At 65.3% G+C, this 23,596-nt stretch carries 25 protein-coding genes; 14 read left to right on the forward strand and 11 right to left on the reverse strand.

Annotated elements, in window-relative coordinates:
• Positions 1–629 (reverse strand): alcohol dehydrogenase catalytic domain-containing protein (locus tag ACK6AU_RS21530; protein WP_409301261.1); only part of this gene is annotated, 629 nt, incomplete at its 3' end.
• A gap of 190 nt (positions 630–819) precedes the next feature.
• On the opposite strand from ACK6AU_RS21530, the gene ACK6AU_RS21535 reads away from it, so the two are divergent.
• From ACK6AU_RS21535 to ACK6AU_RS21545, 3 genes are read left to right on the forward strand one after another with little or no spacing between them, the layout of a single operon-like run.
• Positions 820–1,755, forward strand: a complete 936-nt coding sequence (locus ACK6AU_RS21535) for an ankyrin repeat domain-containing protein (RefSeq protein ID WP_409301263.1) — start codon at positions 820–822, stop codon at positions 1,753–1,755.
• Positions 1,756–1,783: 28 nt separating this feature from the next.
• On the forward strand, positions 1,784–2,233 hold the full coding sequence (locus tag ACK6AU_RS21540) for a hypothetical protein (RefSeq protein WP_409301265.1): 450 nt from the start codon (positions 1,784–1,786) through the stop codon (positions 2,231–2,233).
• 58 nt (positions 2,234–2,291) lie between these two features.
• Positions 2,292–3,233, forward strand: coding sequence for a class I SAM-dependent methyltransferase (locus ACK6AU_RS21545; protein WP_409301267.1), 942 nt, complete (start codon positions 2,292–2,294; stop codon positions 3,231–3,233).
• 183 nt (positions 3,234–3,416) lie between these two features.
• On the opposite strand, the gene ACK6AU_RS21550 is transcribed toward ACK6AU_RS21545, so the two are convergent.
• The 5 genes from ACK6AU_RS21550 to ACK6AU_RS21570 form a co-directional block, all read right to left on the reverse strand.
• The gene (locus tag ACK6AU_RS21550) at positions 3,417–3,875 is read right to left on the reverse strand and encodes a GNAT family N-acetyltransferase (RefSeq protein WP_185700205.1); all 459 of its coding nucleotides are present in this window, start codon (positions 3,873–3,875) and stop codon (positions 3,417–3,419) included.
• 140 nt (positions 3,876–4,015) lie between these two features.
• Complete coding sequence (locus ACK6AU_RS21555; protein ID WP_409301270.1) at positions 4,016–5,134, reverse strand: agmatine/peptidylarginine deiminase; 1,119 nt, start codon at positions 5,132–5,134, stop codon at positions 4,016–4,018.
• 39 nt (positions 5,135–5,173) lie between these two features.
• Positions 5,174–6,283, reverse strand: a complete 1,110-nt coding sequence (locus ACK6AU_RS21560; RefSeq protein WP_409301272.1) for an extracellular solute-binding protein — start codon at positions 6,281–6,283, stop codon at positions 5,174–5,176.
• Between the two features lie 2 nt (positions 6,284–6,285).
• The gene (gene aguB, locus ACK6AU_RS21565) at positions 6,286–7,194 is read right to left on the reverse strand and encodes an N-carbamoylputrescine amidase (protein WP_409301274.1); all 909 of its coding nucleotides are present in this window, start codon (positions 7,192–7,194) and stop codon (positions 6,286–6,288) included.
• Positions 7,191–8,249, reverse strand: a complete 1,059-nt coding sequence (locus tag ACK6AU_RS21570; protein WP_185700201.1) for an agmatine/peptidylarginine deiminase — start codon at positions 8,247–8,249, stop codon at positions 7,191–7,193. Before ACK6AU_RS21570 ends, aguB begins: the two co-directional genes overlap by 4 nt.
• 139 nt (positions 8,250–8,388) lie before the next feature.
• Between ACK6AU_RS21570 and ACK6AU_RS21575 the strand changes: the two genes are divergently transcribed.
• Together ACK6AU_RS21575 and ACK6AU_RS21580 are read left to right on the forward strand one after the other, a co-directional pair.
• Positions 8,389–9,258, forward strand: a complete 870-nt coding sequence (locus tag ACK6AU_RS21575; RefSeq protein ID WP_185700200.1) for a LysR family transcriptional regulator — start codon at positions 8,389–8,391, stop codon at positions 9,256–9,258.
• Positions 9,259–9,350: 92 nt separating this feature from the next.
• Positions 9,351–9,971 (forward strand): LysE family translocator, encoded by a 621-nt coding sequence (locus ACK6AU_RS21580; protein WP_409301277.1) that lies wholly within the window; start codon positions 9,351–9,353, stop codon positions 9,969–9,971.
• Between the two features lie 10 nt (positions 9,972–9,981).
• Here the strand turns inward: ACK6AU_RS21580 and ACK6AU_RS21585 are convergent, their stop codons facing one another.
• Positions 9,982–10,866 (reverse strand): LysR family transcriptional regulator, encoded by an 885-nt coding sequence (locus ACK6AU_RS21585; RefSeq protein ID WP_409301279.1) that lies wholly within the window; start codon positions 10,864–10,866, stop codon positions 9,982–9,984.
• A 137-nt stretch (positions 10,867–11,003) separates the two neighbouring features.
• On the opposite strand from ACK6AU_RS21585, the gene ACK6AU_RS21590 reads away from it, so the two are divergent.
• The 6 genes from ACK6AU_RS21590 to ACK6AU_RS21615 all read left to right on the forward strand — a co-directional run bounded on the left by ACK6AU_RS21590 (position 11,004) and on the right by ACK6AU_RS21615 (position 16,257).
• Complete coding sequence (locus ACK6AU_RS21590; protein ID WP_409301281.1) at positions 11,004–11,531, forward strand: GNAT family N-acetyltransferase; 528 nt, start codon at positions 11,004–11,006, stop codon at positions 11,529–11,531.
• A gap of 83 nt (positions 11,532–11,614) precedes the next feature.
• Positions 11,615–12,325, forward strand: coding sequence for a FadR/GntR family transcriptional regulator (locus tag ACK6AU_RS21595; protein ID WP_409301283.1), 711 nt, complete (start codon positions 11,615–11,617; stop codon positions 12,323–12,325).
• Positions 12,326–12,420: 95 nt separating this feature from the next.
• On the forward strand, positions 12,421–13,614 hold the full coding sequence (gene lhgO, locus ACK6AU_RS21600; RefSeq protein WP_409301285.1) for an L-2-hydroxyglutarate oxidase: 1,194 nt from the start codon (positions 12,421–12,423) through the stop codon (positions 13,612–13,614).
• A gap of 102 nt (positions 13,615–13,716) precedes the next feature.
• On the forward strand, positions 13,717–15,045 hold the full coding sequence (locus tag ACK6AU_RS21605) for an MFS transporter (RefSeq protein WP_185700194.1): 1,329 nt from the start codon (positions 13,717–13,719) through the stop codon (positions 15,043–15,045).
• An 81-nt stretch (positions 15,046–15,126) separates the two neighbouring features.
• Positions 15,127–15,915 (forward strand): nucleotidyltransferase domain-containing protein, encoded by a 789-nt coding sequence (locus tag ACK6AU_RS21610; protein ID WP_409301287.1) that lies wholly within the window; start codon positions 15,127–15,129, stop codon positions 15,913–15,915.
• Positions 15,916–15,918: 3 nt separating this feature from the next.
• Positions 15,919–16,257 (forward strand): hypothetical protein, encoded by a 339-nt coding sequence (locus tag ACK6AU_RS21615; protein ID WP_409301289.1) that lies wholly within the window; start codon positions 15,919–15,921, stop codon positions 16,255–16,257.
• 10 nt (positions 16,258–16,267) lie between these two features.
• Here ACK6AU_RS21615 and ACK6AU_RS21620 read toward each other — a convergent pair whose 3' ends face one another.
• From ACK6AU_RS21620 to mqo, 3 genes are all read right to left on the reverse strand, one after another.
• Positions 16,268–17,050 (reverse strand): DeoR/GlpR family DNA-binding transcription regulator, encoded by a 783-nt coding sequence (locus tag ACK6AU_RS21620; protein WP_409301313.1) that lies wholly within the window; start codon positions 17,048–17,050, stop codon positions 16,268–16,270.
• 207 nt (positions 17,051–17,257) lie between these two features.
• On the reverse strand, positions 17,258–17,977 hold the full coding sequence (locus ACK6AU_RS21625; protein ID WP_409301291.1) for a GNAT family N-acetyltransferase: 720 nt from the start codon (positions 17,975–17,977) through the stop codon (positions 17,258–17,260).
• 234 nt (positions 17,978–18,211) lie between these two features.
• Positions 18,212–19,849, reverse strand: a complete 1,638-nt coding sequence (mqo, locus tag ACK6AU_RS21630; protein WP_185700192.1) for a malate dehydrogenase (quinone) — start codon at positions 19,847–19,849, stop codon at positions 18,212–18,214.
• 708 nt (positions 19,850–20,557) lie between these two features.
• Here mqo and ACK6AU_RS21635 point away from each other — a divergent pair.
• The 3 genes from ACK6AU_RS21635 (at position 20,558) to ACK6AU_RS21645 (ending at position 22,763) form a co-directional block, all read left to right on the forward strand.
• Positions 20,558–21,052 (forward strand): PaaI family thioesterase, encoded by a 495-nt coding sequence (locus tag ACK6AU_RS21635; RefSeq protein WP_409301294.1) that lies wholly within the window; start codon positions 20,558–20,560, stop codon positions 21,050–21,052.
• Positions 21,053–21,122: 70 nt separating this feature from the next.
• Positions 21,123–21,818, forward strand: coding sequence for a DUF1963 domain-containing protein (locus tag ACK6AU_RS21640; RefSeq protein ID WP_409301296.1), 696 nt, complete (start codon positions 21,123–21,125; stop codon positions 21,816–21,818).
• Between the two features lie 99 nt (positions 21,819–21,917).
• Positions 21,918–22,763, forward strand: a complete 846-nt coding sequence (locus tag ACK6AU_RS21645; protein ID WP_185700284.1) for a CAP domain-containing protein — start codon at positions 21,918–21,920, stop codon at positions 22,761–22,763.
• A 71-nt stretch (positions 22,764–22,834) separates the two neighbouring features.
• On the opposite strand, the gene ACK6AU_RS21650 is transcribed toward ACK6AU_RS21645, so the two are convergent.
• A complete protein-coding gene (locus tag ACK6AU_RS21650; RefSeq protein WP_185700189.1) occupies positions 22,835–23,509 on the reverse strand; it encodes an ATPase in 675 nt (224 codons plus the stop codon).
• Between the last annotated feature and the right edge of the window lie 87 nt (positions 23,510–23,596).

Consider the following 23,596-nt stretch of genomic DNA (forward strand, 5'->3'; position numbering starts at 1 on the left):
GGCGGGGGCGCCCCCGGCGCCGCGGGCGGGTCCCGCGCGCCCGCCGGGCGGCCCGCGGGTTCCCGGGGGTGGCGGGCTTGTTGGGGGCGGGGGGGGGGGGGGCCCACGGTGCGCCCGGGGCGCCCCAGAAACCTCACGGCAAGGCGCCCGCCCCCGCCACTGGCGCCGGTGACCAGCACCTCGCCCTGCCCCGGGCGCAGGCCGTTACGTTCCAGGGCGATCAGGCAGAGCATGGCGGTGTAGCCGGCCGTGCCAATGGCCATGGCCTGGCGCGGGGTGAAGGCTTGCGGCAGGTGGATCAGCCAGTCGCCCTGCACCCGGGCTTTCTGCGCCAACCCGCCCCAATGGCTTTCGCCCACGCCCCAGCCATTGAGCAGGACCTGGTCGCCAGCCCGGAAGCGAGGGTGGCTGCTGGACTCCACGGTGCCCGCCAGGTCGATGCCGGGGACCATGGGGAACTGGCGCACCACCGGGCTCTTGCCGGTGATCGCCAGGCCGTCCTTGTAGTTCAACGTGCTGTAGGCAACCTGCACACTGACCTCGCCCGCGGGTAGCCGGGCCTCTTCCAGCCGCGTCATATCGGCGCGATAACCTGCAGTGTCTTTGTCGATCACAATGGCGTTGAACATCCGGGACTCCTGCTTGGAAAGTGGTCTGTCGGCAACGGGCAAAGGCCGGGGGCACCTGCACGGCACAGGGACATGCCGGCGAAGGCGCCATCCTACGCGCAGCGTCCACGTTGACGCCGACATGGCGAACCCGGGTATCGCGGCGTTACCATTGCCCCCGAGTTTTTGTTGATCGAACGGATTCCCGACCTTGTCCCACCTTCTGGAAAAAGCCGCCGCCCGCGGCGACCTCGCCACCCTGACCCGCCTGCTGGATGCCGGCGCGGATATCGAATGGAAGCACAAGGGTACCGGCCGCACCGCCCTGCTGGCGGCCACCATCGCCGGGCGCCTGCCCGCCGTGGCATTGCTGCTGCAACGGGGCGCCAACCCGCAACAACCCTGCAAGGCCCTGGGCTACAGCTCGCTGTCCTGGGCTGCCGGCAACGGCGCTTGCGCCATCGCCAAGCTGCTGATCGAACACGGCGCGGCCCTCGACCAGGTCTCCCCGGACCTGCGGCGCAGTGCCTTGATGAATGCCGCCCAGGGTGGCCACGCCGAGATGGTCAGCCTGCTGCTGCAGGCCGGGGCCGATGCCCACCTGCTGGACTTCCAGCAGCGCAACGCCTGGTCCCTGGCCGAAGACAAGGGCCACGAGCGGATCATGCACCTGCTCGCGCAAGCCGGGGCCGGCGCCCAGCAACCCAGCGCGCCCGCGCCGCACCTGCCCTGGCCGGAACTGCCGGCCGCCGGCGACAGCAGCGCCGACCCGGTCACCCAGGTGCGGGCCTATACCCTGGCCCTGGAGGCCTGGGAGCGGCGTGGCAAGGCCCAGGCACGCGACGGCCTGGACCAGGACTTCTGGGCCGAGCCCCGGCAGTTGCTGGAGCGCTTCTGCACCCTGCGCGACAGGGCCTACACCCGCTCCTGCTATGGCTCGCCCACCACCTACTCGAAGGACCACGAACTACTGGCCTGCCAGCTGCTCAAGCCGAGCCAGGCCGAAGTGCTGATCCGCGACCCTGCTTCGCGCAGGCTGCGCTACGAGTACCGTTTCCTGGTCAAGCGGGTGACCGGGCAATGGCGGATCGACAACGTCAAGCGCCGCCTGGCCGGCACCGAGAAATGGGAAAACACCCTTCTTTGAATCGCCTGCACACAAGGACCCGTGCCCGATGAAATATGACGACGCCTCCTGGCATTACGGCGGTGATTTCCCCAGCGACCTGCCACCCAGCGCCGGGGCCACCCATATCGGCCTGTTCCTGGCCTGGATGCTGCTCAACGGCTTTGCCAGCGAAGAACTTGAAGAAGACGCCGCCGAGGAACTGGCGCAGCTGCGCTCGCGCAAACTCGACGGCCGTGAGTTCCTGTTCAAGATGCTCGATGAAAGGCTCTACGACGAAGACTTCAACGCCGAAGGCAATGCCTTCGCTGCTGCCTACTATGCGGGAAAGGACAGCAACGTCCGCTACAGCGACGACTATGAGCAGCTCTTGGCGCCCATCCCCGATACGATCTACCGAGTGGAGAACAGCTGGAGCAACTACGACCTGCTCGCTCCGGTGCTCGATGGCCGGCTGGCGCAATGGCGAGCCATGGGCCGCCCGGAATACCTCGACTGAGCCGCGCCGGCCAACAATTGTGGTTAAATGCCGCCCCGAAAAATTGCCGGTCGCGCCGATGAATCCTCAAGCCCTCGCCACCCTCAACCAACACCTGCTGGACGCCCTGGCCAACGCCCCAAGCGAAACCCGGCGCCTGTTCCACGGCCGTGGACGCTGCTGGCCGGGCCTGGAGCAGGTGACCGTGGATTGGCTGCAAGGGGTGGTGCTGGTGTCGCTGTTCAAGGAAGTACAAGCCGAGGAACTGGCGGCCTTGAAGCAGCTGCTGGTGGCCCTGGGCTCCAGCGCGCAATGGCAGGCCAGCGGCGCCACCAGCCTGATGCTGCAACACCGCTACCTGCCCGACAGCCTCGGCGAATGGCTGCTGGGCGAGCCGGTGGAGTCCTGCACCATCACCGAGGAGGGCCTGGACTACCGGGTGGACCTGGGCAGCAAGCAGAACAACGGCTTGTTCCTCGACATGCGCTACGGGCGCAACTGGGTGCGGGCCAATGCCCAAGGCTTGAAGGTGCTGAACCTGTTCGCCTACACCTGCGGATTCTCGGTGGCGGCGATCGCCGGCGGGGCCGAGAAAGTGGTCAACCTCGACATGTCCCGGGCGGCCCTGAGCCGTGGCCGCGACAACCATCGGCTCAATGGCCACGACCTGGGCCGGGTGAGTTTCCTCGGCCATGACCTGTTCAAGTCCTGGGGCAAGGTCAAGCAAGGCGGCCCTTACGATCTGGTGATCATCGACCCGCCCTCCTTCCAGAAAGGCAGCTTTGTGCTGAGCAAGGACTACGCGCGGGTGCTGCGGCGCCTGCCGGAGTTGCTGACGCCGACGGGCCGGGTGCTGGCCTGCATGAACGATCCGGCGTTCAGCGTGGAGTTCCTGCTGGACGGCATGGCCGAAGCCGCGCCAGGGCTACATTTCGAACAGCGCCTGGACAACCCGCCGGAATTTCCCGATGCCGACGTGCAGTGCGGCCTGAAGGCCCTGGTGTTCAACCAGCCAGCGTAGCCGTGGCGGCCACCGGGTCGGCCTGGCGGCGCAGCTGATCGACCGCATCGTCCTTTTTACGGTCGCTGCGCGCCCGGACGCAGCCTCGCCAGCTCGGCAGCGGCTACAACCCACACACGCTTGGTGCAGCCGCTGCCGCAGGCTGCGCACGGCTCGGCACGAGCTTCCAGGATCGGCGCGGGGTTAGAGTGGCATCCGGTATTCGATGAATCCCGAATTGGCCGCCACCCAGTCATAGAGCTTTTGCGCGCGCTTGTTGGTGGCGTGGGTGTGCCAGTACAGCCGTGCGCAATCGTGTTGGCGGGCAAAGGCCTGGACCCACTCGATCAGCTGTTTGCCAGTGCCGCCACCCCGCACCTGCGGCGCCACGTACAGGTCTTCCAGGTAACAGAAGTCCGTGGTGGCCCAGGTCGAGCGGTGCAGCACGGAGTTGACGAACCCCACCAACTCGCCACCTTGCACCGCCACCGCCGAATACACCGGCTCCCGGGGATCGAAGAAACGCTCGAACGTGCGCTGGCTCACCTGTTCCGAAAGGTTCACCTGGTAGAAATCCTGGTAGGCCAGCCACAACGCCTGCCATTGCTCCTGATCTTTGGCCTGGATGGCCCGTACCACTACCGCTTGTTGCTGCTCGCTCATGACGCTCTCCTCATGAAAAACCGGGAAGACCACGGCTTCCCGGGGATATCGAAGAGCGCCAGCTTAGGCAGCGAGCGGCCCGTTGTAGCAGGCCAATTCCACTTTCAACAGCAGACCACTTGCCCTCGCCTGCCAGTGCCTCACAACGCCGGCAATTGATGGGTCACGCAATGGATCCCGCCCCCACCTGCGGCAATCGCGTCGATATCCAGCTGCACCACCTCGCGCCCGGGGTAGAGCTGGCTAAGCAAGTCGTGGGCCTTGGCGTCGGCCACGGGATCGCCGAACTGCGGGGCGATCACCGCGCCGTTGATCACGAAGTAATTGATGTAGCCCGCGGCGAAGTCTTCATTGCCCCGGCTGAAGCGGCTCTTGCGCGGATTCAAGGGCGGCGACAGGGTGTGCACCTTGAGCTTGCGGCCATCGGCATCGGTGGCGTTGCGCAGGATCTCCAGGTGCGCGCGGGTCACCGCGTAGTCGTAGGAGTCCGGATCGTTGTCGAGGTTGGCCACCACCACCCCGGGAGCCGCGAAGCGCGCATAGAAGTCGACGTGGGCATCGGTGATGTCGTGCCCCTTGATCCCCGGCAGCCAGATGATCTTGCGCAGGCCCAGGCAAGCCTTGAGCTCGGCTTCGACCTCGGCCTTGCTCCAGTCGGGGTTGCGATTGCGGTTGATCCAGCTGCTCTCGGTCATGATCCCGGTGCCGTGGCCATCCACCTCGATACCGCCGCCCTCGCCCACCAGTTCGCTGCGCCAGTAGGTGGCGCGCGCGCCATCGGCCACCTGGCGTGCCAGGCGCGCATCCCGGGAATGGCGCTGCTTGTTGCCCCAACCGTTGAAGTTGAAGTCCACTGCGCCCAGCTCGCCTCGGGAGTCGACCACGAAGTTGACGCCGATATCGCGCATCCAGATATCGTCCAGTTCGGTGATCACATAGGTGACGTTGCGAGTGCCACACAGCTGCTCGGCCAGGTCGCGCTCATGCTCGCGGCAGAACAGGGTCAGCGGCTCATGGGCGGCAATCGCCCGGGCGATCCGGCCCTGGGCCTCCTGCACACCGCCGGTGAAGTCTTCCCAGATCGCATCCTGGGCACCGAAGGCCATGAAGGCCCGCTGGTGACGATCGCCTTCGTCGGGCATGACCCAGTCCTCCTGTTCTTGGGCCAAGACCCGACGGGCGCCGAGGCCCAGGGTAGTCACGGCGGCGAAACCGGCCAGCAGCGAGGCCTGTTTGATGAATGTGCGTCGGGTCGACATCGGTCTTTCTCTCAAGGGGATTGCCTGAAGTGGAACGGCTCAGGGTGCTTTTATCGTAGCCGTCTTGAACTGGGTCCAGATGCGCATCCGGGCGCGCATGTCGGCCTGGGGAATATCGCGCCCCGGCACCAGGCGGGCAAAGGTCGCGGCATCCGGGTAGATATCCGGATTGTCCACCATCCGTGGGTCGATCCGCGGCCGCGCCTTGGCATTGGCCGTGGGGTAGCCGGTGAAGTTGCTGATGGCCGCCATGTTCTGCGGGCGCATGACGAAGTTGATGAAGGCATAGGCGTACTCCGGGTGCCGGGCATCCTTGGGGATCGCCATGGTGTCCATCCACACCGTGGTGCCCTCGCGCGGGATGCGGTACTGGAAATCGACCTTCTTGCCTGCCGCGTCGGCGGCGCGCTGGGCCTGGGTCACATCGCCGCTGTAGCCCATGGACAGGCACAGGTTGCCATTGACCAGATCGGTCACCGGCTGCGACTGGAACTTGCGGATGTAGGGGCGCAGCTTGAGCAGCAGCTCACCAGCCGCTTGCAGGTCTGCCGGCTTGGCGCTGCGCGGATCGCGTCCCAGGTAGTTGAGCGCCACCGCCAGGACTTCGTCGGGCGAGTCGATCACCGAGATCCCGCAATCGGCGAAATGCGCCGCCAGCTCCGGCTTGAACAGCAGGTCCAGGCTGTCGACCGGTGCGTTGGGCAGGCGCTGGGCGATCTGCCCGGCGTTGTAGGTCAGGCCGATGGTGCCCCAGGTATAGGGCACCGTGGCCTGGCTGGCCCGGGGGTACTGCTGGCGCAAGGCTTGCAGGCCGGGCTCGATGTCGTCCATCTGCGCCAGCTTGCCGGGGTCGAGGTTCTGCAGGCTGCCGGCGTGCATCAAGCGCTCGGCCACGGTATCGCCGGGAAAGATCAGGTCGTAGCCGCTGCCGCCGGTCATCAGCTTGGCCTCCAGGACCTCGCTGCCTTCCATGACGTCATAGATCACCTTGATCCCGGTTTCGGCGGTAAAACGCGCCAGGGTGTCCTCGGCGAAGTAGTCGGCCCAGTTGTACAGGCGCAGGGTCTTTTCTTCAGGCGCGGCCTGGACCTGCGCGGCCATCAATGCCAGTGCCAGCGCGCCAAGGCGCAATGTGCCAATGCGGTTCATGCTCATGCCTCCCGAGGATTCCAGCGTGAATGCAGGTGCTGGCCGTCGAGGCTCAGCAAGGGCCCGTACATTTCCGGACGGCGGTCGCGGAAGATGCCCCAGGTCCGGCGCTCCTCGGCCATGGCCGCCAGGTCCAGCTCATGCAGGAGCATGCCGGTGGTGTCGCGGTCGGCCTCGGCCAGCAGCCGGCCCTTGTGGTCGCAGATGAACGAGGAACCGTAGAACTGCATGTGCAGCCCTGAGTCGCTGCGGGCCACTTCCCGCCCGACGCGGTTGGCGGCCACCACCGGCAGCAGGTTGGCCGCGGCGTGCCCGCGCATGGTCATCTGCCAGTGATCCTTCGAGTCCAGGTCTGCGGCGCCAGGCTCCGAACCGATGGCCGTGGGGAACAGCAGCACCTCGGCACCCTGCAAGGCCAGGCAACGGGCGGTTTCCGGGAACCACTGGTCCCAGCAGATGCCCACGCCCAGGCGGCCGAACGCCGTGTCCCAGACCTTGAAGCCGGTGTCGCCAGGGCTGAAGTACTCCTTCTCCTGGTAACCGATGGCGTTGGGAATGTGGGTCTTGCGGTACACCCCCAGCAGGCGTCCGTCGGTATCGGCCACGCTCAGGGAATTGAAGTAGGCAGTACCGGCCCGCTCGAACCAGCTCAGCGGCAACACCACCCCCAGCTCCTTGGCCAGGGCGGCAAAGCGCTGGAGTAGGCGGCTCTGGCCATACTCTTCGGCCAGTGCCAGGTGCCGGTGCTGCTGTTCGATGCAGAAGTATGGCGTGGCGAACAGCTCCTGCAGCAGGATCACCTGCCCGCCCCGGGCCGCGGCCTCGCGCACCAGTTGCTCGGCGCGCTCGAGGTTGTCCGCCAGGTCCCAGGTACAGGGCATCTGCAACGTCGCGACGGTCAAGTTGCTCATGCCGACACCTCCAGTGGCCAGCGCGGTTGCTGCTGGGTGATGCAATGCACGCCACCACCGCCATGGGCCAGGTGGTTGATCTGCACCGGCACCACTTGCCGCCCGGGGAAGGCCTTGGCCAGGACCTGGGCCGCGACCTGATCGGCCTCGATGCCGTAGGCCGGCATGATGATCGCGCCGTTGGCGATGTAGAAGTTGGTATAGGAAGCGCAGAACACCTCGGCCTGGGTGTCCACCGCGGCAGTGGCTTCGAACAGCTCCACCAGTTCGAAGGCGCGGCCCTGGGCATCCCGGGCCAGTTCCAGGGCACGGCGGTTCTCGCGCACCACGTCGGCGTACACCGAGCCTTGGTCATGGGTAGCATCCACCAGCAGCAGGCCGGGACGGGCGAAGGCACAGACGCCATCGACATGGCCATCGGTCATGTCGCCGGTCACGTAGTCCGGATCGCCGGGCAGCCAGATGGTTTTCTTCACCCCCAGCAGGCGCTCGAAGATCTCTTCCATCTCGGCCTTGCCCAGGCCCGGGTTGCGATTGGGATTGAGCAGTACCGACTCGGTGGTGATCAGGGTGCCTTCGCCGTCCACATGGATGGCGCCGCCTTCGTTGGCCAGGTGGGTGCCGAAGCAGTCCAGCCCCAGCTGGTCCAGCAGGCGCCGGGCCAGGCTGCGGTCCAGCTCGTGGGCCGACTTGCCACCCCAGGCATTGAAGCGCCAGCTGACGCCGGCCAGCCCGTGCTGGGGATGGCAGACGAAACTCGGCCCGGAGTCGCGGCACCAGCTGTCGTCCACGGCCTGGACCACCAGCTCGACGTTGGCGCCGCAGTGGCGCCGGGCGCTCTCCAGGGCCGAAGGATCGACCACCAGCTTGACCGGCTCGAAACGTGCGATGGCATTGGCCACCCGGGCGAAATCCGCCTGTACGTCGGCCAGGGTCACGCCCCAGCCCGACTCCCACAGGTCCTGGTTATGGGGCCAGACCATCCAGGTCGCCGCGTGGGGCACCCACTCGGCGGGCATCCGCCAACCGCTGTTTCGACTGTCATTGCTGTGCATGGGAATCGCGCCTCTCGATTAAGGTTTTGTTATCAGCCAACCACTACCGGTGCAACCAATGGTGCCCATGCTATGGCTTTGAAAATCCCGCAACAAACGATAGATTTAGTGAAATTCTGATTAGCCTGGCTTATCGATAATGTTGAAACACTGGCCTCCCCTGAACGCCCTGCGCGGCTTCGAAGCCGCCGCGCGCCTGGGCAGCTTCCACCAGGCGGCGCAGGAGCTGCACCTGACCCAATCGGCCATCAGCCAGCAGATCCGCAGCCTGGAAACCTTCCTCGAACAGCCGCTGTTCTACCGCAGCGGGCGCAGCGTGACCCTGACCGATGCCGGGCATGACCTGCGCAGCACCACCCAATCGCTGCTGCAACAACTGGCCGTGGGCATTCGCCGCCTGGAGCAGTACCGCAAGCCCAACCAGCTGGTGGTCAACACCAGCCCGGCCTTCGCTCGACACTGGCTGCTACCGCGACTGGGCGAATTCAACCGCCTGCACCCGGAGGTGGACCTGTGGCTGTTCACCAGTTTCGAGCCGCCGGACATGGCCACCCAGACCATCGACGTGACGATCCGCGACGACCTCAGCGCCCAGGCCGAATGCAGCTACCTGGAGCTGTACCGCGACCAGCTCTATCCGGCCTGCCACCCGTCCCTGCTGGAGCAGCCCCAGGCGCTGCGCACCACCTTGCATGGCGAACGGGAAATGGACTGGAGCCACTGGGTGGTGGAAGGCGGCACCGACGTTGGCCAGCGCAGCAACGGCCTGAATTTCTCCGACCCGGGATTGCTGCTGGACGCCGCCTGCGCTGGCCACGGCATCGCCCTGGTCAGCCAACTGCTGGCCCAGCAAGCCCGGGTCCAGGGCCAGTTGCAGCCGCTGTGCGAACAAAGCGTGCGCGGCCCGACCTGGGCCTGGCTGGTGCATCGCGACAGTGAAGGCAGCTCGCTGACCCGCAGCTTCTGCAACTGGTTGCACAACGCCCTGGAGCAGGCCGGGCAGGCTTGAAAAACCGCTTTGCATTCCTGGCGGTAACCCCTGCCCCGGCGCCGCCTTAAGCTGGCGCCGGTGCAATCCGCACTGCCTCCAAGGAATCGCGCGTGCCCCCGATCCACGACATCAACTGGTCATTGTGGTTGTCCACCATGCTGCCCATGGCCCTGAGCGCCGGCCCCGGCAACCTGATGGTGGCCAGTTCCGGCGCCCGCAGCGGCGTGCGCCGTTCCCTGCGCTTCATCCTCGGCCTGGACCTGACCTACTTCCTGCTGGCCCTGTTGGTGGGCCTCGGGCTCTACCACAGCCTGGCGCAGCAGCCACAACTGCTGCGGGGCCTGCGGATCGCCGGCAGCCTGTACATTTTCTGGCTCGGCCTGCGCCTGTTGCTGCGGCCCCTGCGCACGCCCGGCGAGCCAGAACAGGCGCTGTTGTTCCGCGATGGCGTGGTGCTGCAACTGGGCAACGTGCAAGGGCTGGTCATGCTGCTGGTGATGTTCTCCACCTTCAGCCCGGCCACCGGTGCCGGCAGCCTGGCGGTGGTGGCGCTGAGCGCCGCGCTGATCGCGGTGAACCTGCTCGGCCACCTGTTCTGGGCGGGCCTGGGCTCGAGCCTGCAACCGCTGCTACGCGCCAGGCCGGGCTTGCTCAAGGCGCAGAATGTGCTGTTCGGCATGCTACTGATGGGGGTGGCGGCGTGGCTCTTCCTGCGTAATGGCCCGGCCTGAGCCGCGCGCCTCAGTGGTCTTGCAGGCCATGCTGGTGCAGTACCCGATCGATGAACTGCACCACCTGCTCGACCCGCTCCTGGCCCTGGGTCGCCAGGTTGCGCAGCAGCCAGATATCGGCCCGATGCGCCGGGACATCCGGCAACACTCGGCACAGCCCCAGGGGTTCGGCGATATAGACCGGCAAGGCGGCGATGCCCAGGCCGGCCTGCACCGCCTGGAGCTGCGCTTGCAGGTTGGCGGTGCTCATCCACAGCGGCTGGCCGCCACTGAGCCGGTCCAGCCAGCGGGCCAGGGGCATATGCCCCAGGGCCTGGTTCCAGCCGATCAAGCCATGCCGGGCCAAGTCTTCGGGCGCTTGCGGACACCCCTGGGCCTGGGCATACCCCGGGGAGCAGAACAGCGCCTGGGTCAGCGCGCCGACCTTGCGCAAGGTGAAGTTGCTACCGGCTTCTGGCCGGTGCAGGCGCAGCACCAGGTCACTGTGGCTCTGGGTGAGCTTGACCGAGCGCGCGGCATTGACGAAGTCGAAACGGATCTCTGGATGGCCCGCGCGAAACGCCGCCAGGGCCGGGATCAACAGGTGGCTGCCCATCAGCTCCGGGCAATCGATGCGCACCACCCCGGCCATGCGCGCCCCGGGCCGGGCCAACTGGCGCTCCATCTGGCCAAGGCGCTCCTGGGTCTCGAGCGCCATGGGCAGCAAGTCGCGACCGGCCTCGGTGAGGAAATAGCCCTGGGTGGTCTTCAGGAACAGCGGCGTGTGCAAGGCCTGCTCCAGCATCTGGATCTTGCGCGAGACCGTGGCCGCCGACACCTTCAGCGCCTGTCCGGCATCGGTGATGTTGCTGGCGTTGGCGACCGCAATGAAGAACCGCAGATCATCCCAATTCACGGTTACCTGCCCGTCCTTGCGAAATCAGGCCGAGATCTTATGCGAAAAATACTCTGGCGCGATCAGAGTTTTCTTAACCCCTGGCGCTGAAGCGGTAGAGTAAGGGCATCCCCCAACCCGAGGACAAGGACCGCTCCATGCTGGAACTGCACACCGAACGCCTGCACCTGCGCTCCCTCACCGCCAATGACTGGGAGCTGTTCCTGGCCCTGCACAGCGACCCCGATAACCTGCGCTATGTCTGCGACCCGCTTTCCCGAGCGCAGATCGAGGAGCGCTTCACCTCGCGCCTGCCGCACTGGAATACGGATTCGACCCACTGGCTGTGCCTACTGATCAACGACCGTCACAGCGGTGAGGGCCTGGGTTTCACCGGCCTGCGAATCAGCGACAGCAACGCCGCCGAGGCCGAGGTCGGCTACTTGTTGCGTCCGCAGCATCAAGGCAAGGGACTGGCCGTGGAGTCCCTGCGCGCCGTCATCGAGCACGCCCGGCACACCCTGGGCATCAAGCAGTTGATCGCCACGGTCACCGACGGTAATGCGCCGTCTTGCAAGGTCCTGGAGAAATGCGGCTTCGCCTTCCTGCGCCGTGACGAACGGGCCTTCCAGCTGGGCGGCGAGGATTTCGACGATCTGATTTTCGGCTGTCGCCTGACGGCTTGAGGCGGCGCCTTGTCACGGGTTTTTCTTGACAGGAAAAATTCGCCACGGCTATTGTCTGACAACCTGACTTACAAGGTTTACCCATGCTCGAACTCCAGCGCCCCGACTCTCTGGTCGTACGGGTCGTCAACGCCATCCGCAACGAGATCGACTCCGGTCGACTGGCTCCCGAATCGCGCCTGCCCACCGAACAGCAATTGGCTGAACAGCTCAATGTCAGCCGCTCGGTGGTGCGCGAGGCCATCGCCCAGCTCAAGGCCGATGGCGTGCTGATCGCCCGCCGTGGCTTGGGTTCGTACATCTCCAAGACCCCGGCCGGCACGGTGTTCCGCTTCCCCCAGAGCGAAGGACGCCTGGCGGACCTGGCGCAGATGTTCGAGATGCGCCTGTGGATAGAGACCCAGGCCGCGTCGATCGCCGCCCAGCGCCGGGATGCCGGCGACCTGCAACGGATGCAGGCCGCGCTACGGGAAATGCACGACAAGCGCAGTGATTTCGAAGCGGCGGCCCTGGCCGACGTAGCGTTCCACCGGGCCATCGCCGAAGCCAGCAAGAACGATTACTTCGTGGCCTTCCACGACTTCTTGCGCAGCCAGCTGGCCAGTGCCCGCAAGACGGCCTGGGAAAACTCGGCGCTGCGCCTGGTCGGCGGCTCGGCCGATGCGGCCCAGGAGCACCAGGCGCTGTACCAGGCCATCGCCGCCGGTGACCGCCAGGCTGCCGCTGGCTGTGCCGATGCCCATTTGCGTGCCTCGGCCAAGCGCCTGGGCCTGGAGTTGCCTACCCTCGACTGACCCTAATGCGCCAGACCGCAGGCCGAGCCTGCGGTTTTTATCGGACTACTTAGTCTGACAACCTGATAACCAGACTGATACGGACACCTGGAACCATGATCTACGACTTTTGCATCATCGGCGGCGGCATCGTCGGACTGGCCACGGCAATGGAGATCCTCAAGCGCCAGCCCGGCGCTTCGCTGGTGGTCCTGGAAAAGGAAAGCGTGCTGGCCAAGCACCAGACCGGGCACAACAGCGGCGTGATCCACGCCGGGATCTACTACGCGCCGGGCAGCCTCAAGGCCGACCTGTGCAAGCGTGGCGCCGAGGCCACCAAGCAGTTCTGTACCGAGCATGGGATCAAGTTCGAGGTCTGCGGCAAGGTGCTGGTGGCCTCCAATGCCCTGGAAGTGCAGCGCATGGAAGCCCTGTACCAGCGCTCGCAACTCAATGGCCTGAAGGTCGAGCGCCTGGATGCCGAGCAACTGCGCCAGCGCGAGCCGAACATCGTCGGCCTGGGCGGGCTGTTCCTCGACGCCACCGGCATCGTCGACTATCGCCAGGTGTGCGACACCATGGCCCGGGTGATCCGCCGCGCCGGTGGCGAGATCTGCCTGGGCCAGACCGTCACCGCGATCCAGGAGCACGCCGACAGCGTCAGCGTCGGCACCCATGGCGGCAGCTGGCGGGCGAAGAAACTGGTGGCTTGCGCCGGCCTGCAGTCCGACCGCCTGGCGACCCTGGCCGGGGTGCGGATCGATCACCAGATCATCCCCTTCCGCGGTGAGTACTTCCGCCTGCCGGCGGCGAAGAACGACATCGTCAACCACCTGATCTATCCGATCCCCGACCCGGAACTGCCGTTCCTCGGCGTGCACCTGACCCGCATGATCGACGGTAGCGTCACCGTCGGCCCCAACGCGGTGCTGGGCCTGGGCCGGGAAAACTACCGCAAGTTCTCCATCGACTGGCGCGACGTCGCGCAGTACGCCAGCTTCCCCGGGTTCTGGAAAACCATCTGGCAGAACCTCGGCTCCGGCACCACCGAGATGAAGAACTCGCTGTTCAAGTCCGGCTACCTGGAGCAGTGCCGCAAGTACTGCCCGTCCCTGGAAGTCAGCGACCTGCTGCCCTGTGAAGCGGGCATCCGCGCCCAGGCGGTGATGCGCGATGGCAGCCTGGTCCACGATTTCCTGTTCGCCGAAACCTCGCGCATGTTGCATGTGTGCAACGCGCCCTCGCCCGCCGCCACCTCGGCGATTCCCATTGGCTCGATGATCGCCGACCGGATCTTCCAGGCCGACTGAAACACCCTGGCACACGCGTTGCCCGGCGCCTCGACGACGCCGGCAGGGTCGCGTGCTCGTGTCACCCGACAATAAATACAATGATCCAAGAGGATGCACCCGATGACCGCAGTTGAAACCAGCATTACTGCAGCGCAAACCCCACAACAAACCAGGAAACGCCTGCGCAAGGTCGCGGCGGCCACCATCTTCGGCTCGATGCTGGAGTGGTACGACTTCTACCTCTACGCCACCATGGCGGCGATCGTCTTCTCGAAGATCTTCTTCGATACCAGCAACCCCAACAGCGCCATGCTGATGTCGTTCTCCACCTTCGCCATCGGCTTCATCGCCCGCCCCTTCGGCGGTGTGCTGTTCGGCTACCTGGGCGACAAGTTCGGGCGCAAGCAGGTGCTGGTGCTGACCTTCTGCCTGATGGGCGTGTGCACCGCGCTGATCGGCCTGATTCCCAGCTACGCTTCGATCGGCATCTGGGCGCCGATCATCCTGGTGGCCATCCGTATCATCCAGGGCCTGGGTGCTGGTGCCGAACTGTCCGGCGCGGCGGTCACCTCCTATGAGCATGCCAGCGAAGGCAAGCGCGGCAGCCAGGGCGCCTGGCCGGCACTGGGGCTGAACCTGGGCCTGCTGCTGTCGTCGCTGACCATCTACCTGCTGACCATCAACGGCAACGAATTCCTCTTGGCCGGCGGCTGGCGCATTCCCTTCGTGTGCAGCATCGTGCTGGTGGGCGTCGGCCTGTGGGTGCGCAAGAGCATTCCGGAAACCCCGCAGTTCAAGGAACTGGACCAGCAGAGCCGCAAGGCCCAGGCTTCGCCGCTCAAGGCACTGTTCAAGAACGACCTCAAGGGCCTGGCCGTGGTGTTCTTCGTGGCCATCGGCTACAACGCCCTGAGCTACATCTTCAAGACCTTCTCCCTGGCCTACCTGACCCAGTACAAGCATGTCGATGTGCACGTGACCTCGCTGTCGGTGACCATCGCCAGCCTGGTGGCCATCGTCGCCGTACCGTTCTTCGGCTGGCTGTGCGACAAGTGGAGCAGCAAGACCGTCCTGGTGCTCGGCGGCCTGTTCTCGGTGCTGTTCGCCTACCCGTTCCTGGCCCTGCTCAACACCGGCGACAGCCTGATGATCTACCTGGCCATCGGGGTCGGCACCGGCCTCCTGGCACCGATGATGTTCGCGCCGCAGGGCTCGTTCCTCAGCCGCCAGTTCCCCACGGCGACCCGCTCCTCGGGCTTCGGCACCGGGCGCGAGATCGGCACCGCCATCGCCGGTGGCCTGGCTCCACTGGGCGCACTGTCGCTGGTGACCGCCTCGGCGACCCACTCCACCGACGGCGTGGTGTTCATCCTGGCCATCGCCGCGGCGCTGGTGGTGGTGTTTGCCCTGTGCGACCAGGGCCACAAGCACTCGACCTTCAAGAACTGAGCGATGCAGGACTGCGGCAGGCGCCAAGCGGCCTGCCGTAGCCTGTTAAGCTGGCGCTGGTTTTTTCTCACAGGCCATCCCATGCAAATGCCCAGTACGTTCGGCGTCGATACCGAAGGCTCGATCAAGCTGCCTGCCGAGCCGCCCCTGCAACCCGAGTTCAGTGCCTTGCTCGATGAGCTGTGCCACAGCCTGGACCAGCCATCGCTGCACAGCCTCTACCTGTACGGCAGCCTGGCCCGGGGCGAGGCTCGACCCGGAATCTCCGACCTGGACCTGACCCTCATCCTGCGACAGCCACCTGCCCCAGGGCTGCTCGATGAGCTGGAACAGCTGCGCCTGCAATTACAGGCGCGGCACCCCGAGGTGTCGAAGATCGATTTCGATATCGGCCACCTGGAACAAGTCCTGGCCAGCGAGAATCGCCCCAGCTGGGGTTATTGGCTCAAGCATCATTGTCGCTGCCTGCTGGGCGAGGACCTGCGCCAGCGCTTCGCCCCGTTCAAGCCCAGCCGGGAAATAGCCCTGGCGGTGAACGGTGACTTTCTTGCAGTGCTGAACGACTACGCCACGCGCCTCGACCACGCCTCAACGCCTGGGCAGGCCCTGCGCCTGCAACGCGAGGCCTCGCGCAAGCTCCTTCGCGCGACCAACCTGCTGCGCCCGGAGCAGGAACCGAGCTGGCCTCGCAGCCTGGACGAACATGCCCAGTTGTTTGTGCGGCACTACCCGCAAATGAAGGCAGTCATCGACGAGTTCCGCCAAGCCGCCGAAGCAACAAGTCCCGCCGATGCCGGTTTCAGCAGCCGCTTGCGGCAGATGGCGCAGTGGATGAGCCAGCAAGTCGATACCCTTTGCCCCAGAGGCTGACCCATGGATCTGCATCGCACCCAGCAACTGCTGCACCAGGGCTTGGACCGCAGCCAGCCCCGCGAAGCACTGATCCTTGTACTAGAGGCCGCGCTGGAGCTGGTGTCGCTGCCCGACAACGATTTCTGCTGGTCCAGCTGGACCGGACAGGAGCAGGCTAGCGCCGAGTTGCGCGGGCTGATCGCCACCCTGCAGGCCGGAAGGTTGCCCGAGCGGTCGAGTGTGGCGGTGCTCTTCGCCGTCACCGGTCCGCTGCAGGAAGTCAGCCTCAGCAGCGGCTGGGCGCAGACGTTCCTGAAAGTGGCGGACAGGTTCGACGAAGTAGAAGCCCTGCTCTGGTAACTGCCAAGAGTCAGACCTGCAGTACCTCGACTCCCTGCTGTCGATAGCCTTCGAGCTCCGCGCTCGCCACTTCCCGCTCTGTCACCAGCCGGTGCAGGCGGTTGCAGGGCGCCACGACAAAAGGCTCCATGGCCCCGAGCTTGTCGGCGGTGGTCACGGCGATCACTTGCGCGGCGCTGTCGAACATCGCCTGCTTGATCGGCACTTCATCGAAATGCAGGGAGCTGATGCCGATCTCCGGGTGGATCGCGCAGACCCCGGTGAACAGCAGGTCGGCCTTGATCCCCTGGAGCATCCGCAGCGCTTCATGGCCGCTGGCGGCCAAGGTCGCCGGGTTGAGTTGGCCGCCGGCCAGGATCACTCGGACCCTGGGGTATTCGGCCAGGGCCACGGCGATCAGCGGCGAGGCGGTGACCGCCGTCAGGCCCATATCCCGGGGCAGCGAGCGGGCGATGTGCAAGGTGGTGGAGCCGGAGTCGAACAACACCGTCTGCCCCTCCTGCACCCACTGTGCGGCGAACTGCGCCAGGCGCATCTTCACCGCGTCGGTCTCGCCCACCCGGGTGAAATAATCCTTGCCGCTGTCCCTGGGCCGGGGCAGCGCACCACCGTGGACCCGCTGCACCAGGCCGGCGGCATCCAGCTCCGCCAGGTCGCGGCGGATGGTGTCCTCGGAGACCGAAAAATGCCGGCTCAGCTCGGCGGCCATGACCTTGCCGTCGCGCTCCAGCAGCAGGAGGATCTTTTGCCGGCGCAGGGACGGCAGTTCAGCGGTGGAATGCAGGTTTTGCATGTTCATGCCCGTTTCTGCGTGTTTATACGAGATTATCCAGGCCAGAGCAGCGGTACAAGCCCTTCTATCCAGCACCACCCGAAGGCCCTGCGGGCCTTGGCGCAGCCTCGCCGGGGCTCGACAGCGGCTACAGGAGCCATGCGTGACGCTTCGTGTAGCCGCTGTCGCAGGCTGCGCACGGGCGCGCAGCGGCCGCAAGGAACAGGGTCAGACCAGGCGCGATGCCCGAGAGCGATGCAAGGCCGCTTCGCCCAGGCGCTCGCGCACCAGCTCCTGGGCCTGGCGGGTCAGTTGGTCGAGGTGGCGGTCGCGCTTCTTCTCCGCCTCGATCATCGCCTTGCGCCCATGCTGCGCCAGCAGGTAGGCATGGATCTGCCGCACCTCCACCGAGTTGTAGATCGGCGCCACATCCAGCACTGCCAGCAAGCCATCGCTGCCATGCTCGCGGGTGTTCATCAGCAGCTGCGGGCCACGGGCGCCCAGCAGTTGGAACCCCAGGGCCTCGAAGCACTGGAGCTTGGCCGGGCTGCAGGCCAGCTCGGCATGGGGATAGCGTGCGCGCATCGCCGCAAGCATCTGCCGGGCAATACCCTGGCGGCGCAGGTCCTGGCGGACCGCCATATAGGCCACGGCGCAAGCCTCGGGGTCGTCCTTGAGCGGCAGGTAGAGCAAGAAGCCCTGCACCTGCTCCGGGTCCAGCGGGTCGCTGGCCACCAGCAACTCCACGGCGAGATCCCGGGAACCGTCCATGGCCTGCAGGTACAGGTGCACCTCGTAGCCGACGCCGTACTGGTAGAGGTTGTACAGCGGATTGCTGGGAGCGATGGCGACCGCACTGATATCGGTGATGTAGTCCACCACCATCTGCTGGATCTGGCTCTGGATGGCTTCGGCGGGCGGGGCCTGGAACAGGGTGATACTGGACATCTGGGCGGTGACTCCGAGGGTTGGGGCATGTCCGCCGGGAGCGGGCGCGCCATGATACCCCTTCACGCAGGCGCAGGGGCGCACCGCCGCATGGCGAGGCAAGGCAAGATGGGAAAGGCTTGGGGGAGTTTGCTGACCCATTGCGGCAGCGATACGCCACCGCAATCGGAACAGCCAGCCGATGCCAAGGGCATCGGCGATGTCCCGCCCGGCGAACGCGGGCGGGAGCGGGGCTTACAGCGCCATGTCGGCCGCTGGGTTGCTTTCAGGCTTGGCCAGGCTGGCCGGCGCTTGAGGAGCCGCACCCTTGACCGGTGGCGGCGGGGTCAGTTGCAGCACTTCGGCGGTGTAGGCCCATTCTTTGGCCACACGCTCAGGGCTGTCGTTCAGGGCAGTGCCGTAGCTCGGTACGATCTGCTTCAGTTTCTCCTGCCAGGCTGGAGTGGCCACCTGGTCCTTGAAGACTTTCTGCAGCACGCTGAGCATGATCGGCGCGGCGGTCGAAGCGCCCGGGGAAGCGCCCAGCAGGCCGGCGATGCTGCCGTCCTGGGAAGCGACGATCTCGGTGCCCAGTTTCAGCACGCCGCCCTTCTCTTCGTCACGCTTGATGATCTGCACGCGCTGGCCGGCCTGCCACAGGCGCCAGTCTTCCTGCTTGGCGTTGGGGAAGTATTCCTTGAGCGCCGCGAAACGGTCGTCATCCGAGAGCATCAGCTGGCCGGCCAGGTATTCCACCAGCGGGTACTGCTCGATGCCCACCTTGGTCATCGGCCAGATGTTGTGGGTAGTGGTGCTGGTCAGCAGGTCGAAGTACGAACCTTCCTTGAGGAACTTGGTGGAGAAGGTGGCGAACGGGCCAAACAGGATCACGCGCTTGCCATCCAGCACGCGGGTGTCCAGGTGCGGTACGGACATCGGTGGCGCGCCGACCGAAGCCTTGCCGTAGGCCTTGGCCAGGTGCTGCTCGGCAACGCTGGCGTTGTCGGTCACCAGGAACGAGCCACCCACTGGGAAACCGGCGTATTCGTTGGCCTCGGGGATACCCGATTTCTGCAGCAGGTGCAGGGCGCCGCCGCCAGCGCCGATGAACACGAACTTGGCGTCGGTCTCGGTTTTCGAACCGTCCTTGAGGTTCTTGTAGGTCACGCGCCACGAGCCATCTTGGTTGCGCTCGATTTCTTCTACTTCGCTGGACAGCTTCAGGGCGAAGTTGGGCTGGGCCTGCAGGTGGGCGACGAACTGGCGGGTGATCTCGCCGAAGTTGACGTCGGTGCCGATCGGGCTCCAGGTCGCAGCGATCTTCTGCGCCGGGTCACGCCCTTCCATCATCAGTGGAACCCACTTCTTGATCTGCTCGGCGTCTTCGGAGTACTGCATGCCGCTGAACAGCGGGCTGGCTTGCAGGGCCTCGTAGCGAGCCTTGAGGAACTTGATGTTGTCATCGCCCCAGACGAAGCTCATGTGCGGCGTGGAGTTGATGAACGAACGCGGGTTCTTCAGGACGCCGGTCTTGACCTGCCACGACCAGAACTGGCGGGAGATCTGGAACGCTTCGTTGATCTCGATGGCCTTGGCGATCTCGATCTTGCCGTCCTTGCCTTCAGGGGTGTAGTTCAGCTCGGCCAGGGCCGAGTGGCCGGTACCGGCGTTGTTCCAGCCGTTGGAGCTTTCCTCGGCCACGCCATCCAGGCGCTCGACCATCTCCATGGACCAGTCCGGCTGCAGCTCGTTGAGCCAGACGCCGAGGGTCGAACTCATGATGCCGCCGCCGATCAGCAGCACATCCACTTTTTTTGGCTCGGCCGCATGGGCGGTCGTCAGCCCTATCGACATCGCCAGCCCGATGAGGGCCGTGTTCACTTTCTTCAACATTCTGTAGTACCTACGATAGAACGCCATCCGCCGCCCGATCCTCGATCCTGTGAATCCCGGAGGGTGCGAAACAGGCATTTCGCAGGTCCTGGATGAACGCATTCATGAGAACTGGGGGGTGGGCACACAAGGCCGACGAAACGCGCTCGACCTCAGTTTTATATCGCTCCGGTGCTGACTTCTTGTCGTTGTTGGCTCAGCTACATGAGTGACACTTGTTACTCGGGGCTCGTCACGGGACACAGCCGACAGGCAGCCGCCCTGCTCCTTTCCATGTGCCGCTGGCGCCGAATCGACGGGCAACGGCGGTACCCGCCTTCGCGGGAACCAGCAGGGAAAAAGGGTCGGATTCCACCAAGGAAGGTGGATGGACACTGCCTGACATTACGCTCGGCAGGTTTGCCAGAGACACCCGCACGCTTGCAAAGGACCCGATCAGGCCATTTGAAGCAAAGCACAGGGGGCATATTTTTGCACAAACGATGAACCGATTCAGCGCAAGAATATCATTACGATATCCGCCTGTCTTGACTGCGGCGCCCTTGGCAACCCCCGAGGCACTACGACATCCGCCGCAATCAATGCGTCACAAGGACGCTGGCGCAAATCCTTTCCCGGCGCCGCCGCAGACCTTGGCCTGTGGCACCACCACGGGCATCATGGCCGACCGCGCTACCCGCCAGACCATCGTCAAGGACAAGAACAACCATGCACGCGACTTCCCTGCAAGACACCACCGCGCCCGAGGGCGTCTGCTTCGGCTGCGGCAGCAGCAACCACCATGGCCTGCACATCAAGAGCCATTGGCACGAGGACGGTGTCCATGTGGTCGCCGAGCACCTGCCCGAAGCCAAGTACTGCGGCTGGCCGGACCTGGTGTATGGCGGCCTGATCGCCATGCTGGTGGACTGCCACTCCAACTGGACCGCCATGGCCTACCACTACCGCAACGAACAGCGGACCCCGGGCAGCCTGCCGCGCATCGACTGCGTGACGGGCAACCTGGGGATCAAGTTCATCAAGCCGACCCCCATGGGCGTGCCCCTGACCCTGCGCGCCCGGGTCGAAGGTGAAGTCGCGCGCAAGAGCCGGGTGGTGTGCGAGGTGTATGCCGGCGACGTGCTCACGGCCATCGGCGACTCGCTGTTCGTACGGGTCGATACCCACCAACTGGCCAACGCGGCCCATGGCCGTGAAGGCTGAGAAACGGCCGGGGTGGCCTTGCCGACGAGCGCGCCAGTCCCCTTACCAAGACAAGGAAATACGCCCGAACATGGATATCCAGGAAATCCAGCGCCAGTTGGCCAAACCGGCGCTGAAGTTCACCGCCGGCGGTTTTCGCCCCAGCCATAGCGATGAAGAGAGTTGGCTGGGCCGAGTCTTCCTGTTTCGCGAAGACGAAGAGCTGCCAAGCAACAGCGCGGGGGAAACCCTGCTGCCCTTCGCCCAGTTCCACCTGCCCTCCCTGCCCTTTCGCAGCCCGCCTTTGCAAGGCGTCAAGGTACTCACGGTGTTCATCGCCAACCCCTTTCCCGATGAGCTCGAACCCATGGGCGAGCGTTGGCTGGTGCGCGAATACCGTGACGAGGACGCATTGGTGCGCAAGGAGCTGACGGCCGATAAGGCCTTTCTCAAGCCCTTCCCACTCAAGGCCGAGGTGGTACCCGCCGACTATCCGCTGTGGGACGGCGGCGGCGTGCCCCGGGACCTGGAGCTGGAAATCCTCAAACTGGAACGCTCCGGTCGCATCGAGAGCTACTACGACCTGACCACCCACTGCTACGAACACAAGCTGGGGGGCTACCCATCGTTCTGCCAGTCGGGGATCGACCCGGGCGAAGGCTTCGAGTTCGTGATGCAGATTTCCTCCGACGCCAAGATCAACCTCAACGTGGTGGACAGTGGCAGCCTGATGTTCTGGAAGCACCGGGACAGCGGCGAATGGGCGCTGTACTACGACTTCTACTGAGGCGCGCCGGCTGACGCCGATTTCATCCGCCCATGGATGAAAAGCCCTGGCGGCGAGTGCATCATGGGCGCGTCCGATTCCTGGGAGACCTTCATGTCCATGCGTTCATTGCTGTTGCCCGTCGCCATCCTGTCCCTGGGCCTGCTGGGCCCGGCCGGGGCCATGGCCGACGACCAGGCACAGTTGATCGAGTCGATCAACGCCTACCGCAGCCAGCCGCAACGCTGCGCCAACCAGGCCTCGTCCGAACTGCCGCCGCTGGCCAGCGACCCGCGCCTGATCCTGCCGGTGGACAACGTCGGCGACTTGCAGCAGGCCCTGGCACGGGCGGCCTACCCCATGGTCAACGTCCAGGCCATCAGCCTGTCCGGCCCGCGTGATGCCCAAGCGGCGATGCAGGCGATCCGCGAGAGTTTCTGCCAGGTGGTGCTGGACCCGCAGTTCGTCGATATCGCGGTCAATCGCCAGGCCACCCAGTGGCGCATCGTCCTCGCCCGCCCGCTATTGTCGGCACGCCTGGGCGATTGGCAGGCCGAGGGCCAGCAATTGCTGGCGCAGATCAACAACGCCCGCAGCCAGGCGCGGCAATGTGGCGGCCAGGGTTTTGCCGCCACCGCGCCCCTGGCCTGGAGCGCCACCCTGGGCGAAACCGCCCAGGAACATAGCCGGGCCATGGCCAACCAGAACTACTTCGACCACAAGGATCGCGACGGGCGCACCCCTGGCGACCGCGCGGAACTGGCAGGTTACGCCGGCCAGCAAGTGGGCGAGAACATCGCCGCCGGCCAGGACAGCGTGCGCAAGGTAGTGGATGGCTGGCTGGCCAGCCCCGGGCATTGCGCCAACCTGATGAACCCAGCCTACCGTGAGCTGGGCGCGGCCTATGCGGTGGACCCCAAAAGCGATGCCGGCATCTACTGGACCGCGATGTTCGGCGCGCCTTGAGCCCACATGAAGCCCCCCTGAACGAAAACGCCCCGACAAGTCGGGGCGTTTGCATTACAGCCAGGACAGCGTCACTGATTGACCGCCATCTGCCCGGCATCCTCCTGGCTCACCAGGGCCTTGAGCGAGAGGTCGAACTGTTTCAGGGCATCGAGCTGCAGCTCGGTCTGCTGGTTGATCTGGGCAGCGATTTCCGGGGCCGCCTTGCCCCGCACCCAGACCGAAGGCAGGTCCTTGGCCCGGACCCCTTCGGCCTGGCCGATGTACTGCAGGTTGGAGTCGTAGAACTTGGCGATGAAGCGCGCCTCCACCCGGTTGTTGCGCTTGGTCACCAGCTGGTTGTAGGTGTCGAGCATTACCACCACGTCGGGATGGGCCTGGACCACGGCATCGAGGTTGTCGTAGACGGTCACCGCAGCGAAGTGCTTGCTCAGCGAAGCCATCAACCAGTTGATCGCCAACTTCGGATCGGAGCTGTTGACGAAGGCCTGGCTGATACGAGGATCGAGGCCGGCGTTTTTCGCGCCGTTGAGCGCCACCGAATGGTAGTGCTCCAGGTACTCCAGGGTATTGAGGGTGTTCTCGCTGTACAGCACACCAACCGATTGCGCGTGCTGCAGGTTGGCGCCGCTGTCGGCCATGGGCAGGAAATGGCAGGCCATGTCATCGGCAGCCAGGGCCACCGCTGGAGCACCGGTTCCCGAGAGCAAGACGACGACAAGGGCTAGCAAAGTCGAGATTCTCATCGGGTATTTCCTTCTGCAACAAAAACGGCGTAAGCGCTATCTTCCTCCTTTGCAGGAAAAACGGAACCTCCACTTTTTGATGATAAC

The organism is Pseudomonas sp. KCJK8993, from assembly GCF_046230915.1.
Lineage (GTDB): Bacteria > Pseudomonadota > Gammaproteobacteria > Pseudomonadales > Pseudomonadaceae > Aquipseudomonas > Aquipseudomonas piscis.

Excerpts from the sequence above, each read along its gene's own strand:
- aguB (WP_409301274.1), bottom strand. The coding sequence starts at position 7,194 with ATGAGCAACTTGACCGTCGCGACGTTGCAGATGCCCTGTACCTGGGAC.
- ACK6AU_RS21605 (WP_185700194.1), top strand. The coding sequence starts at position 13,717 with ATGACCGCAGTTGAAACCAGCATTACTGCAGCGCAAACCCCACAACAA.
- ACK6AU_RS21575 (WP_185700200.1), top strand. The coding sequence starts at position 8,389 with ATGTTGAAACACTGGCCTCCCCTGAACGCCCTGCGCGGCTTCGAAGCC.
- ACK6AU_RS21640 (WP_409301296.1), top strand. The coding sequence starts at position 21,123 with ATGGATATCCAGGAAATCCAGCGCCAGTTGGCCAAACCGGCGCTGAAG.
- ACK6AU_RS21610 (WP_409301287.1), top strand. The coding sequence starts at position 15,127 with ATGCAAATGCCCAGTACGTTCGGCGTCGATACCGAAGGCTCGATCAAG.
- ACK6AU_RS21560 (WP_409301272.1), bottom strand. The coding sequence starts at position 6,283 with ATGAACCGCATTGGCACATTGCGCCTTGGCGCGCTGGCACTGGCATTG.
- mqo (WP_185700192.1), bottom strand. The coding sequence starts at position 19,849 with ATGTTGAAGAAAGTGAACACGGCCCTCATCGGGCTGGCGATGTCGATA.
- ACK6AU_RS21550 (WP_185700205.1), bottom strand. The coding sequence starts at position 3,875 with ATGAGCGAGCAGCAACAAGCGGTAGTGGTACGGGCCATCCAGGCCAAA.
- ACK6AU_RS21620 (WP_409301313.1), bottom strand. The coding sequence starts at position 17,050 with ATGCAAAACCTGCATTCCACCGCTGAACTGCCGTCCCTGCGCCGGCAA.
- ACK6AU_RS21570 (WP_185700201.1), bottom strand. The coding sequence starts at position 8,249 with ATGCACAGCAATGACAGTCGAAACAGCGGTTGGCGGATGCCCGCCGAG.
- ACK6AU_RS21635 (WP_409301294.1), top strand. The coding sequence starts at position 20,558 with ATGCACGCGACTTCCCTGCAAGACACCACCGCGCCCGAGGGCGTCTGC.
- ACK6AU_RS21540 (WP_409301265.1), top strand. The coding sequence starts at position 1,784 with ATGAAATATGACGACGCCTCCTGGCATTACGGCGGTGATTTCCCCAGC.
- ACK6AU_RS21545 (WP_409301267.1), top strand. The coding sequence starts at position 2,292 with ATGAATCCTCAAGCCCTCGCCACCCTCAACCAACACCTGCTGGACGCC.
- ACK6AU_RS21615 (WP_409301289.1), top strand. The coding sequence starts at position 15,919 with ATGGATCTGCATCGCACCCAGCAACTGCTGCACCAGGGCTTGGACCGC.
- ACK6AU_RS21555 (WP_409301270.1), bottom strand. The coding sequence starts at position 5,134 with ATGTCGACCCGACGCACATTCATCAAACAGGCCTCGCTGCTGGCCGGT.
- ACK6AU_RS21590 (WP_409301281.1), top strand. The coding sequence starts at position 11,004 with ATGCTGGAACTGCACACCGAACGCCTGCACCTGCGCTCCCTCACCGCC.
- ACK6AU_RS21595 (WP_409301283.1), top strand. The coding sequence starts at position 11,615 with ATGCTCGAACTCCAGCGCCCCGACTCTCTGGTCGTACGGGTCGTCAAC.
- ACK6AU_RS21625 (WP_409301291.1), bottom strand. The coding sequence starts at position 17,977 with ATGTCCAGTATCACCCTGTTCCAGGCCCCGCCCGCCGAAGCCATCCAG.
- ACK6AU_RS21650 (WP_185700189.1), bottom strand. The coding sequence starts at position 23,509 with ATGAGAATCTCGACTTTGCTAGCCCTTGTCGTCGTCTTGCTCTCGGGA.
- ACK6AU_RS21645 (WP_185700284.1), top strand. The coding sequence starts at position 21,918 with ATGCGTTCATTGCTGTTGCCCGTCGCCATCCTGTCCCTGGGCCTGCTG.
- lhgO (WP_409301285.1), top strand. The coding sequence starts at position 12,421 with ATGATCTACGACTTTTGCATCATCGGCGGCGGCATCGTCGGACTGGCC.